Consider the following 13,696-nt stretch of genomic DNA (forward strand, 5'->3'; position numbering starts at 1 on the left):
AAAATTAATTTAGATTATTTTTCACAAAATACAACCCTATATTATAGACATTATTTTAATAAAAAATTTTATTTATCCAATTAAACTAAAAATTTAAAAAAACACAATTCAAGACAAACAATAAAATTAAAAAATTAATTTAAAAACAAAATATAAAAATGATTTATCACACTGATATAAAAGAAAAAATAATCTAAAATATATTTAGATATTATATTTATTTAATAAATTGAACGACACTGCAATTCTTATAAACGACTTTTCTACTTAGCATGATACATTCATTAATGTCGCCACCATCTCACTCAATTCAGTAATGAAGAGAAAATAAAAAATTTTATGTCAGCCACTTGACCAGAAACAACAATTACATTAATTTTATTTAACATTATAAGAAACATCATTAAACTTTATCATTTCAGCACTCCAGTAGAGCCGAAAGAACTTAGAATAAGTTTATAGTAATAATTAATTAGCTAGAACTAGCGTTAACTATTCATTCATTTTAAAGAGGTTTTAAGGTTAGTCGCTGATATCAAAACAAAAAATATAAAATAATCTAACATTTTCAAGCATTTTTTCTCATCAGGATTACTGAGGATTTCCTGACAAGTTGATAACACCTCTACCGTCTTTATTCATCACCATTAACCCTAAAATAATCAAAACATTATGATGGAGGTAACTGCAAATGAAATGGTATGTCAAGGAAGCCCTCGAAATTAATCAGGCTATCCCCTATAAGGAATCAATCAATATCGAAGCGGGTTTTGGACCAACAGGGCTGCCACACATAGGAACCCTTTGTGAAATCCTCCGTGCCAATCTCATCAAAACCGAATTGGAGAAAGCAGGCAGAACAGTTAATTTTTATCTCATTTCAGATGATTTGGACCCTTTCAGAAAAGTGCCTTTGAATATTCCAAATGCTGAAAAATTAACGCCTTATCTAGGCCAACCGATAAGTAAGGTGCCGGACCCTTTCGGCAATTTTCCGTCATTCTCTGAAATGGCGGAATATCAACTCATGAAGCTCGCCGCAGAATATGAAATAGAGTGTCAACTAGTCAGAAACTCTTTAGCCTATCAAAATGGCGATTACAATGACGGAATCAAACTATTTCTGCAAAATTTCTCAGTAATAAACCAAATATGCAAGGCATCGACGGGATCTTTAAGACAAAGAACCTACAGCATGATCATGCCCATTTCTGAAAGAACTGGTGCGGTACTTGAGCATATCATAGTCACAGGCGTGAACCCTGCGTCAGGAGAAATAACCTATTACATACCTGGTGATGAAGTCATTAATAAACCCGGTTATGAATATGGCGTAGAAATTCGGGAATTCTATAAAAATGAGATATTAGATCAAGAGCAAACTATTTCGGTACTAAACGGTAAATCTAAACTTCAATGGAAAGCAGACTGGGGTATGCGCCTCCTTGCCAGGAACATTCATTTTGAAATGCATGGTGAAGATCTGCTGGCTTCCGCCGCCGTTGCTCGCCAGATCGCGGGAGCATTAAACAGGCCAACTCCACGTTTTTACAAATATGGGCTTTTCCTCGATGATTCAGGTAAAAAAATATCGAAGTCGAAAGGAAATAGTTTCTCTTTGGATGATATTCGCCATCTGCTGACACGAGACGCAATTCGCACTTACCTCTCAAAAGAGCCACAGAGATCGTCTAAATTTTATGTCGCGCTGGCGCCACATCTCAATGATCAAGTGAATATTTCGCAAAAAGATAGAAAACGATTATCTTTTTCTAAGATAGCAAGAATATTACACTCATCAAAACCGGCGAGTAAATTCGCGGCTGAAAACTTTCTCAATCGCTATAAAAAACCGGGAGAATCCATTTCAGATCAGGAATTAGAAATAAGTTATCATTATTATATCAGGACATGTAAACACGGAAATCAAGGATTACAAAGCATTAAAGAAGGAAAGTATTTCTCAGCCATTGCCAATTCAATAAGTTCAGGAGAAATATCCACTAAAGATCAACTTTTCCAGCGTATAATCAGTACATATGAAAACCATTTTTCAGATGATGAACCATCCCAAATATGGTCTCTGCTCTATCGAGGGTTATTTGGCGATACCAAAGGCCCACGAATTAAAACATGGTTAGATTTAAATTGCATGCAGCATATTCTAACCCATTTTAACAATCCATATAAAAAACCAGATAAAAACCAATCCCCAAAAAATGAGGAGAATATCGTTAATAATGAAATTAACAGCTCTCAAAAAGAGAGATTAATAAACAATAGCATCGAGGAGGACCAAATATATATGACTAAGTTATACAGTAAAATTAACTTCACCGAAATCAGAAAAAAATGTGATGAACTTTCCTCAGCTTTACAGAAGAATCGCGAGGCGCTAGTTGAAGCACTCTCTGGCTATCAATGTAAAAACGTCACCGAAGATGAAATTCTCCGTTCAATAGACGTCTTGAATAATATTGAGAACAACAGAGCGTATTTCAAAAAGAAAATTTATGGTGTGACATCATTCCTCCCGCTTAATCAACCCATTTACGCTTCGGTATGTTTTGGTTTTATCCCTTCACTTATGGCGGAAAACGTATGCATACGTCCGCCTACAGCAATGCATACACATTACAAAAAATTTGAGGAGGTTATTAATTTATCCGAATTTTCTCCGACATTATCTATTTCTTATGAAGATAAGGAGTTATTTTTAAGTCAACGAGTAAAAATAACGGATGCGGTAATCTTTACGGGAACGCCAGAGAATGCACTCAAAGTCCGTAAACATTTTAGAAAAAATACCTTATTTATTCTTAATGGCGCCGGTCATAATCCACTTATTATCTCAAAAGATGCGGACATTAATCTGGCCGTTGAAAGTGCAAAACGCGTCGTTCTTTACAATCAAGGGCAGGATTGCGCGGGTCCAAACGCTATATTAGTACACAATGATATATACGATTTATTCAAGCAACGATTAATCTCTGACTTGAAGAATATCGAAGATAAAATTGGACCTTATAGTGACTATAAAAATATCGTCGGCCCCAATAGCGATATCGATCACAGTATAAAAATTGCTTCAGTATTTAAAGTAAATAGACCCTATTGCACCTATGGAGGAGAAGTTAATCCCATCAATGGCATGATAAAACCGACGGTTTTCGAGAAAGAATTATCATTAGGAGGTAATTATAAAGAATTTTTTGCCCCGGTTTTCTTCTTACAAAGATATTATCAGGATCAAGATTTAATCCATTATTTTTCTGATCCCTTATATTCTGCTAATGCGATGTATATATCTTTGTTTGGTACCAGTGACTATATCCATCATCAACTCAGCGAACGCCTTCACCTGCCAGATAGTATTCTTAGTAATACTGACTTACATCTGGAAGAACACGGTTATCTTCCCTATGGTGGTCAAGGGCCGGCGGCTTCATGCCTTTGGTATGAAGGAAATCGGATTAGCGGCAGTACATTACCGCAGCGTGATATATACCACTATTTAATTGAACCCTTTGATCCCCTTCCCACGCCAAAAGGTGAAAAACGTCGCTGCGTTCAAGCGGGAATTTAAACCACTCCGGTGAATCCTCTTATTTCAACGGATGACCTGACCGCGCCGTACTTTCCACAAGTAAGCACGGCGTGTCTTAGCGATTAATACAATCACGAAACCGCCAAGCAAGATAATTGACACAAGATACTAGGGCTTATCCCTGTGATTCGCTATCATGCTACCTTATGTTGGTCATGCTCACCGATTCATTGAGCAAAAATATGGGGTAATTTTATGTTGTGGTTCAAAAATTTAATGATTTACCGTTTAAACCGGGAAATTTCACTTTCTGCGGATGAACTGGAAAAACAATTGAGTCCGTTAGCATTCACCCCATGTGGCAGCCAAGATATGGCAAAAACAGGTTGGGTGCCACCAATGGGTTCACACAGTGACGCCTTCACCCATGTCGCAAATAACCAAATTCTAATTTGCGCCCGTAAAGAAGAAAAAATGTTGCCTTCACCTGTTATCAAACAAGCACTACAAGCAAAAATTGAAAAACTGGAAGGAGAACAGCATCGCAAACTTAAAAAAACAGAGAAAGACTCTCTGAAAGATGAAATATTGCATACCCTTCTACCACGGGCATTTAGCCGATTCAGCCAAACTTATATTTGGATCGATATCGCCAACAATCTGATCGTTGTTGACGCTGCCAGTGCTAAACGGGCCGAAGATAATTTGGCATTATTGAGAAAAAGCTTGGGTTCTTTACCTGTTGTTCCTCTGACATTTAAAGACCCAATAGAATTAACTCTGACAGAATGGGTACGTTCCGGTGATCTGCCAGCAGGTTTTGCTTTAATGGATGAAGCCGAATTAAAAGCTATTTTGGAAGAAGGCGGCGTGATCCGTTGTAAAAAACAAGATTTGGTTTCTGATGAAATCGCTACTCATATAGAAGCTGGCAAATGTGTCACCAAATTAGCGCTCGATTGGGAAGAGCGTATTCAATTTATGTTGTCAGATGATGGCGCTTTCAAGCGCATAAAATTCAGTGATACTCTGCGTGAACAAAATGATGACATTGATCGGGAAGATTTTGCCCAACGGTTTGATGCTGACTTTATTCTAATGACCGGCGAATTGAGTGCGCTGATTAAAAGCACCATTGAAGCGCTGGGTGGCGAAGCGGAAAAATAATCACACAATTCATACAATAATCGCCAGTCTATACTGGCGATAATATCAACCTATTTCAGAACCAATAATAACGCCCATTAATCCAATTAAGGTATTCAATGAATTCAGTTAAAAAAGGCTATCAACCGCCTTTCTCAATTACAGCTAAAATGATCCAGTTAGTTGCTGAAATCAGTGAGAATATCGGGCGGTTAAGCACAGAACAGGAGCAAATAAAAGCCCAGAGATTAAGACGTATCAATCGGATACGCACAATTCACGGCTCACTAGCAATTGAAGGTAATTTACTTGATGCAAGCCAAATCGCAGCCATTATTGAAGGAAAGCGAGTTATTGCACCTATCAGAGAAATACAAGAAGCGCGTAACGCTATCTTGGCTTATGAAAAGCTCAACCATTGGTATTTCACATCAGAGCAAAACTTACTGGAAGCCCATTATGTTCTGATGAAGGGGTTGCTAGATAATGCCGGCAGTTATCGACACAGCGACGTCGGTGTAATGGATGGAGAAAAAGTCATTCATATGGCTCCACAAGCAAACCGGATTCCAAAGCTGATGGGTGACCTTTTTCACTGGTTAGGCTCTACTGATATTCATCCACTTATTGCCAGTTGCATTTTCCATTACGAATTTGAATTCATTCATCCATTTGCCGATGGAAACGGCAGAATGGGCAGATTATGGCAAACATTGATTTTAAGCCACTGGAATCCATTATTTGAATTTATTCCCGTTGAAAGTCTGGTTCATGAACATCAAGCTCATTACTATCAAGCAATTAATTTCAGTAGCCAACTCGTTGATTGTGCGCCATTTATTGAGTTTATGCTGCACATGATCCGTGATGCAATTCTGACATCTACCCATCAAGCTACCCAACAAGTTAAACAACTAATTATGGTACTGGAAGGAGAAATGAACCGTGGGCAACTGCAATCAGCACTTGGATTAAAAGATCGTAATTCATTCCGACAGCGTTATTTGCAACCCGCACTGGCAGCAGAGTTAATTGAAATGAGCCATCCAGAAAAACCTAGCAGCCCATTACAACGCTATCGTTTGACAGAAAAAGGGGTAGATTTAAAAAATCACCACAAATAGTGAAAAGTAACCAATTCCTACCTTATCGGTGGCTTCGATGTGAAAACCTGCATAAATAAAATTGAGCTATAATATCTACTGAAATATCAATGCATTAACAAAATAATTCAACCACACCAGCGAAACACCAACTCCCTTCACTATTTTGGCAAACTCATTAAGTGGACATGAACACCATAACTATAGTGCTTTAATGTCCACTTAAAATAACTATAATCAGGTGGACATCAAAACCACAAATACATAGAGTTATTGCTCACTTATGAATAGAGCTACTGCACTTAAACGTTTTATTGACTGGGACAAAAAAGGACGATATGTCTTCACCCTTGCCGATCTCAGAAAAATCTTTCCTGAAGATAGCCCCAAAACACTTCAAGCGGGCTTAAATCGTCTGGTTAAAGAATCAATGCTTGCACGACCTGTACGCGGGGTTTATCTGTTTAACTTTGCTCATAATCGCGATAGTTACGCCATTGAACATATTGCTAAAGCTCTACGACGTGGTGAATACAACTACGTTAGTCTTGAATCAGCATTGAGTGAATATGGCGTTATTTCACAGATCCTAATCGATAGGCTCACAATAATGACAACAGGCCGGAAAGGTCTTTATCACACGCCACTGGGTACTATTGAATTCACACATACCAAGCGCCAACAAGAAGATATTTTAGCAAGTATCACGCAAGCAAACCGTCCTTTGAAACTCGCAAAACTTGAATGTGCACTGCGTGATTTAAAACGAGTTGGTCGCAACACCCATTTAGTAAATAAACAGGAGATTATACATGGTCAATAAAGCAAATTTCGCCCAACTTATAGAGTTAGCAATGCAGGTACCAGGACGTTCCCATATGCGACCAGTTATTGAAAAGGAACTGTTGCATTACGATATTCTTTATTGCCTTGATACTAATGGATTACTTGATCAACTCACTTTCCAAGGAGGAACCTCTCTGCGTTTGTGTCACGGAGCTCCACGTTTTAGCGAAGATCTAGACTTTTCCGGTGGTGTTAACTTTAATCGTAATCAATTACAAGCCATGAAAACATGTTTGGAACATTACATTGGCAAACGTTACGGCTTTGAAGTTTCAGTTAAAGAACCCGCCGATTTAAGAAACGAACCCGAATATGCTGGCCTTAATATAGATAAGTGGCAGGTCTCAATTGTCACCGCGTCTGAGCGCAAAGATCTCCCCAAACAGAGAATCAAAATTGAAATTGCCAATATCCCTTCTTATTCTCGGGAACCAAAAGCATTGATGACCAACTACAATTTTCTACCTGATGGCTACGCCGATACATTGGTATTAACCGAATCATTGGATGAAGTCATGGCAGATAAACTGGTTTCTCTGGTCAATACACAACGCTATGTACGGCATCGAGATATCTGGGATTTACGCTGGTTAAAACAGCAAGGAGCTACCCTGCGTATGGACTGGATTAATAATAAAATTACGGATTATCGTATTGGTGACTACCCAGACAAATTAGCCAATATTCTGACACGCTTGCCTGCAATTATTAAAGGTGATGCTTTCCTTAATGAAATGCAACGTTTTATCCCACAAGATGTCCAAGAACGCACGCTGCACAAAGAAAAATTCTTTACATTTTTAACTACTGAAATCGCTGATATGTTACAACGAGTACAAAACTCACTAAACAGTTGCTCAACATCCGAGAACGAGTTCAATATGTAGATGCTCCCGGCGCTGACAGCAATTGTCTTGGACCATAATTCTTTGACGCACTGCACGTAAAAACAAATCTATTTATGTTGTACAGATAATCCAAATCGGAGGCTTTCATGGTAACCCGTTATGAAACCGACGTGGTAGCTTGGGCTAATGAGCAAGCAGCGTTACTACGTAGCGGTAAGCTGAGTCAGATAGATATAGAAAACATTGCCGAGGAGATAGAAGACGTGGGTAAAAGTGAAAAACGCGAACTAGCAAGCCGGCTGGCCGTTCTACTGGCTCACCTTCTGAAATGGCAAGTTCAACCAGGTCGTCACAGCTCCAGTTGGCAAAGAACCATCAAAGAGCAACGAAAATCTCTGTCGCGACGTATTGATAAGGCGCCAAGCCTTAAAGAATGTCTGGCAGATAAAGAGTGGTTGGATGACGCATGGTCTGATGCAGTTGCAATTACTGCTGATGAAACCGGACTGGATGTTTTTCCTGAATTCTGTATTTGGGATATAGAGCAAATTTTATCCCAAGGTTTTTATCCAGAATAATCTTAAAAATTTATTGAATATACGAATCATTAATAACAAACACCTATTTATTCCGAATTAACCTTATTACAATAAATTATTCACCATTATTAGACAGGATCTTATAAGAGCCTGTCTAAATTTATTCTCCAATTATTAACAGAAAGATAAAATAATCTACCCTAATATCCTCATTGCATATAAATTAATGATGAATTAGTTCTAACGAATATAGTGTTACCGTTGAAGGTTTCGCGCCTTTATCTACCAACGTTAATTTATTATTAGCTATAGACACATTAATCTGGTCAGTCACCTCTGGTGGCGTGATTTTTTCCAGCGATCCACCTTGTTGAATACGATACGCTTTAACTTTAAATTTCTTACAACCTATATGATCAATCACCACAGTAACTCCCTGGTCACTATGAGTATAATCACGAGTTTTAGGTCTTAAAAGAGAATCTAGTGGAAGTTGTTGCATCGGCTCCTTTTGCACTACCGCATTATTAGATTGAATGGCTGTCGGATCAACACCACCAAACCATTTGTTCTTACTACAGGTATCCGTTAATTGATCTAATGTTCGGCTAGTATCCAAATAGTATTGTTGATATAAATCAGCAGGAACCGGTGCTACACTACCATCAGAAAAGCCTTTATCCACTTTATAATTTGCTGCGAGGATATTAATTTTATTACCCGATTTATTTTCAGCAGCCAAAACCGTTAAACCGGTTGAAAAATCCTTTTGACCACTTAATATATAAGGGGTTTTTAACATCTTGGCAAAAAGACCAAAAGATTGAGCTGAATAGGTACAGAAATTTCTGACATTTGGATTTTTAGGGTTAGGTTGATCATTAAACAAACCAAAAGATAAACCATCCCCACGATAATAATGAGCCAAGTCAACTTTGGTATATTGCATATAAATCAATGAAGAGGCGATATATGCCGCATTTTTAGGACTCTGCACTTTGGTAAATGTATTTCTCGATCCAAAAGGAGTAGAGTTCCACTCGGTACAAATACTCTCTGTCTTGGTAAAATCATAAGTATGCAAACTATTCTGAATGGTATTACCCATATCAATAATGTTTTGCGGGTCTCCAGTATCAACATATCCATGCCAAGAAAAGAAATCTAACGGTACATGGTTATCCCTACAATATCGGAAAAATCCATCGATATAATGTCCTCCGGCATGATTACTAAATGAAATACCGGCCCCTCCCACTTTAGCATCAGGATCAGCGGCCTTAATTGCGCTCACTACTTTTTCATATAATTGATAATACTTTTGTGGATCATCCGTATTCCAGAAAAATAGCAAGTCAGGCTCATTCCAAATCTCCCAATAGCTTATTTTTCTCGGCAACCCAATACACGCATAGTTTACACCATAACGATTCACCAAAGCTTTAACTAATGCTGCATAAACATCAAAATCCTCTGGTATTTCATAACCGCCATCAAGTGAACGCCCAATACGAAAAAAGAGTTGTCGCTCAATATTATCTGGGTTCAGATTTGCTTGATTATTCAAAACATCACGCAAATAAGCATCCGTCATTTCATAATTGGCATCTTTTAATGCAAGATTCACATCATGATTTCTCATTCCGATAGCGGCATTAGGAAAAATACTTCTAACATTTGCAATATCAGCAACCAGCTTTTTAGCCGCGGGTTTCTTTTCCTCCGGCACATTGATAATCATTTGATCTTGATTGTTTTTCCTATCCACTTGGAAATAATTATCTATATCCCCAATACCAAAGCCGTCATGGAGCCGGACATGGGTAATTCCCATCTGATTAAATTCATTATCTAAATCCGGGAAACCTGGAGCTATCGACTTAGGAAGACCATTGACACCATTAACAGCTTTAAGACGTGAGTTATACCCTGCTGATAAATCTCGATGATTTTTATTAAATGAAAAAACTTTAGTCATAATGCCCTCTATACTAATTAAGAAATTGTATCCCTATAAACCAAAAACAATATCAAAGAATAAATACATTTATCTGGTAACTCAATAACAATAAATGAATGGAATACCTAGATAATAGTAAATATCACTTTTAACTACATCTAAAATTACTATCTATTACTTTGAATTCATTGAATTAAACAAACAATTACATTAATACAATTATTTCCTATAGTGAAATTGACTCTGTGATTTATTTAACCACAAAAGTATTAAAGTGGAAAAATATATACCAATCAACCCAGACTGATATTAATAACAATAATAAAATAGCACATAATAAAATCATATAAAGAATAAATTATATTTTAAAATATCGTAAAAAAGATCATTAACACATATTACAAGCATATTTTCAGCCATAAAAAATCACCTTAATTCTAAATAAAATACATATAATTCAATTAGCTGTTATCAAACAGGCTCTTTTCAGAGCCTGTCATATTAAAATTATTTAATCTTCATTGATTAAATAATTTATTCCAATATTTCCATTGCATATAAAATTAATTATTCTCTAAATCTAACGAATATAATGTTATTGTCGCAGGCTTTGCTCCCTTATCCACTAACGTTAATTTATTATTAGCCATAGACACATTAATCTGATTAGTCACCTCTGGTGGCGTCATTTGTGCCAGCGATCCACCTTCTTGAATACGGAATGCTTTAACTTTAAATTTTTTATAGCCTATATGATTAATTACTACGGTAACACCTTGGTCGCTATCAGTATAATCACGATTTTTAGCTCTCAACATATTATCGCCAGGAAATGGCTTAACAGGTTCACGTTGCACAACCGCATTATCAACGTGAATAGTTGTCGGATCAATGCCGCCAAACCATTTATTCTTACTCCAGGTATCCGTTAATTGATTCAGTGATCGGCTAGCATCAAGATAATATTGTTGATATAAATAATCAGGAGCCGCATTACCATCGGCAAGACTCTTATCAACTTTATAATTTGCAGCAAGGATATTTATTTTATTACCTTCGGTATTCTCGGTTGCCAAAACAGTTAAACCCGTGGAGAAATCCCTATTACCACTTAAAATATAAGGTGTTTCGAACAGTCTGGCAAACAGGTAAAAGGATTGAGCTGAATAGGTACAGAAATTTTTAACACTTGGATTTTTGGGATTCGGCTGGTTATTAAACAAACCAAAAGATGAGCCATCTCCCCGATAATAATAAGCTTTGTCGACTTTTATATATTGCATATAAATAAATGTGGAAGCAATGTATGCCGCATTTTTAATACCCTGTACTTTTGAATAGGTATTTTTTGTCCCAATAGGACAAGAAGTCCATTCAGTACAAAAACTTTCTGTATCGGTAAAACCATAAGTATGCAAACTTTTTTGCACCACATTCCCCACATCAATAATATTTTGCGGATCTCCGGTTTCAACATATCCATGCCAGGAATAAAAATCTAACGGCACATGATTATCTCTACAATATTTTAAAAATCCATCAAGATAATCTTCTTTGCCTCTATCAGCAAACGCAATACCCGCCCCACCGACTTTAACCGAAGGATCGACAGCTTTAATTATTCTTGCAATTTTAGCATATAATGAATAATATTTTTCAGGATCATTATTATTCCAAAAGAAATATAAATCAGGTTCATTCCAAACCTGCCAATAAGTTATTTTTCTTGGCAAACCTATTCTGGCATAGTTTAAAGCGTAACGACTCACCAACGTGCTGACCAATATGGCATAAATATCAAAATCCTCTGGTATTTCATAACCACCATCACCGGAACGACCAATACGAAACATGATTTGTCGCTGAATATTATCTGGGTTTAGATCAGCTTTATTATTCATAATGTCGCGCAGATAAGCATCAGTCATTTTATAATTAGCCTCTTTTAATGCAAGACTAATATCATTATTTCTCATCCCGGCAGCCGCATTGGGAAAAATACTTCTGATATTTGCAATATCAGTGAGCAATTTCTTAGCCGCAGATTTATTTTCTTCTGGCACGTTAATAATTATTTGATTTCGATCATTGACTCTATCCACCTGATAATAATTATCCATATCGCCAATACCAAAACCATCATGCAACCGGATATGGGTAATTCCCATCTGATTGAATTGATCATCTAAATCAGGAAAACCCGGCAACAAAGATTTAGGAACACCATTAACACCATTAACCTCTTTAAGACATGAATGATGACCCGCTGATAAATCCCGGTGATTTTTATTGAATGAAAAAATTTTAGTCATAATAAACTTCTATCCTCTATATTCATTAATAAATGACATTTATATAAATAAGAATAATACCAGAGAATAAATATATTTCTCTGACAACTCAACAACAATAAATGAATAGAATAGTTATAGAATAGTTAAATATCATTTTTAACTATATCTTAAAATTACCTTCTGTTAATTTTAATTCATTACAGCAATCAACAATCACATGGATATAATTACTTCCGCCAATAATCCAACCTGTGATTTATTTAACAAAATAACCTATATTTCAATAAGAAACTGATATTAATAACGATAGTAAAAAAACACTCAATAAAATCATATAGTGAGTGAGTTATATTAAATAACATCGCATAAAATCATTAATATATCATCATGAGAATTCGACAAAATAATCTCAGCAAGTCTCTTTTTCAATAACGATTATAAATAACGTTAATAAAGATCATAAAGTATTTTTCGCCAAAGAAATATTCAACAATATTGAGCCAAAAGGTTGAATCATTTTAAAATACCAAATACCAAGAGGCACCCATTCTAAATGCCTCTTATGTTGAATTACCCTAATGACTTCAATGTGTGGGTCTTAACCCACCGTAATTTGAACAGGCTTCCCTATACGGGTTAACATATTAACCAATGCGTCAATAGTGAATTTATTTACCTTTTTATTCACAACATCAGATACTCTTGGACGAGAAATGTTTAACACAGTTGCTGCTTCTGCTTGTTTCATTTTTTTATCCACAATCCATAAAGTAATTTCCTCCATTAACTGTTCTTTAATTTTTAGTATCTTTTCTATTTCTCGTAAAGAGGTTGCATGAAGTTGCTGAGCCTCTTGCTCAGTAAAACCTAACTCAGAAAATATATTATGTCCGGTTGGAGTTACCTTACGAATTTCAGTGTCAATTTTAGTGGTCATTTGATATTTCTCCGCTGCTGAATAACTGCGTTGTATCGTACTTTAGCAATATCCTTATCATGTTTATTCGTTTGTTGAGTTTTTTTCTGAAAACTATGCAATACATAAATGGCTTCATCGAATTTAGCAACATACATAATACGATAAATACCTGTACTGTCTCTTAGCCGTATTTCTTTTACGCCAGAACCGATGTCAGAAAAGGGTTTCCAATCTTCAGGATCTACTCCATGCTGTATTCTATGAAGCTGATAGCCTGCGTCTTTACGCGCATCTGTAGGGAAAGCTAACAAATCTTCATAAGAAGAGCCAATCCAGGCAATTTCTTTCTCTATACCGCTCGTGACTGCTCCCCGCCGTAAAAACGGCGAGGCTTCCCACTTCTCAGGCCGCCACCGTCTTTATGACGGATTGACGCTGGCCTCCGTGGGCAGAGACGACGAGTCCCGCCGCCTGTAATTCTGTTATGCCCTTGC

The 13,696-nt window shown here is 36.6% G+C and carries 10 protein-coding genes and 1 pseudogene; 6 read left to right on the forward strand and 5 right to left on the reverse strand.

All coding sequences use genetic code 11. The annotated features are described in order from the left end of the window. Positions 1-691: 691 nt before the first annotated feature. From EAE93_RS20385 to EAE93_RS20410, 6 genes are all read left to right on the forward strand, one after another. The gene (locus EAE93_RS20385; RefSeq protein ID WP_214040446.1) at positions 692-3,586 is read left to right on the forward strand and encodes an aldehyde dehydrogenase family protein; all 2,895 of its coding nucleotides are present in this window, start codon (positions 692-694) and stop codon (positions 3,584-3,586) included. 216 nt (positions 3,587-3,802) lie between these two features. Beyond that, a complete protein-coding gene (gene rdgC / locus EAE93_RS20390; RefSeq protein ID WP_105399777.1) occupies positions 3,803-4,714 on the forward strand; it encodes a recombination-associated protein RdgC in 912 nt (303 codons plus the stop codon). Positions 4,715-4,812: 98 nt separating this feature from the next. After that, positions 4,813-5,817 (forward strand): Fic family protein, encoded by a 1,005-nt coding sequence (locus EAE93_RS20395; RefSeq protein ID WP_214040447.1) that lies wholly within the window; start codon positions 4,813-4,815, stop codon positions 5,815-5,817. Positions 5,818-6,079: 262 nt separating this feature from the next. Next, complete coding sequence (abiEi, locus tag EAE93_RS20400; RefSeq protein ID WP_214040448.1) at positions 6,080-6,619, forward strand: type IV toxin-antitoxin system AbiEi family antitoxin; 540 nt, start codon at positions 6,080-6,082, stop codon at positions 6,617-6,619. Further along, a complete protein-coding gene (locus tag EAE93_RS20405; RefSeq protein ID WP_214040449.1) occupies positions 6,609-7,529 on the forward strand; it encodes a nucleotidyl transferase AbiEii/AbiGii toxin family protein in 921 nt (306 codons plus the stop codon). The genes abiEi and EAE93_RS20405 overlap by 11 nt, the downstream gene beginning before the upstream one ends. 107 nt (positions 7,530-7,636) lie before the next feature. Continuing rightward, positions 7,637-8,068 carry a DUF29 domain-containing protein gene (locus EAE93_RS20410; RefSeq protein WP_214040450.1) on the forward strand — a complete coding sequence of 144 codons (432 nt, stop codon included), beginning with the start codon at positions 7,637-7,639 and terminating at the stop codon, positions 8,066-8,068. A gap of 184 nt (positions 8,069-8,252) precedes the next feature. On the opposite strand, the gene EAE93_RS20415 is transcribed toward EAE93_RS20410, so the two are convergent. The 5 genes and pseudogenes from EAE93_RS20415 to EAE93_RS20435 form a co-directional block, all read right to left on the reverse strand. Continuing rightward, positions 8,253-10,007 (reverse strand): GH39 family glycosyl hydrolase, encoded by a 1,755-nt coding sequence (locus EAE93_RS20415; protein WP_214040451.1) that lies wholly within the window; start codon positions 10,005-10,007, stop codon positions 8,253-8,255. Between the two features lie 545 nt (positions 10,008-10,552). Further along, positions 10,553-12,109, reverse strand: coding sequence for a GH39 family glycosyl hydrolase (locus tag EAE93_RS20420; protein ID WP_250151122.1), 1,557 nt, complete (start codon positions 12,107-12,109; stop codon positions 10,553-10,555). Positions 12,110-12,881: 772 nt separating this feature from the next. Then, complete coding sequence (locus EAE93_RS20425; RefSeq protein ID WP_036808705.1) at positions 12,882-13,220, reverse strand: helix-turn-helix domain-containing protein; 339 nt, start codon at positions 13,218-13,220, stop codon at positions 12,882-12,884. After that, positions 13,217-13,534: a type II toxin-antitoxin system RelE/ParE family toxin gene (locus tag EAE93_RS20430; protein WP_105396871.1), complete on the reverse strand. Its 318-nt coding sequence runs from the start codon at positions 13,532-13,534 to the stop codon at positions 13,217-13,219. The genes EAE93_RS20425 and EAE93_RS20430 overlap by 4 nt, the downstream gene beginning before the upstream one ends. 70 nt (positions 13,535-13,604) lie before the next feature. Continuing rightward, a pseudogene (locus EAE93_RS20435) lies at positions 13,605-13,696 on the reverse strand (RNA-guided endonuclease InsQ/TnpB family protein); the annotation flags it as partial.

It is taken from the genome of Photorhabdus akhurstii (assembly GCF_018448925.1).
GTDB classification, from domain to species: Bacteria; Pseudomonadota; Gammaproteobacteria; order Enterobacterales; family Enterobacteriaceae; genus Photorhabdus; species Photorhabdus akhurstii.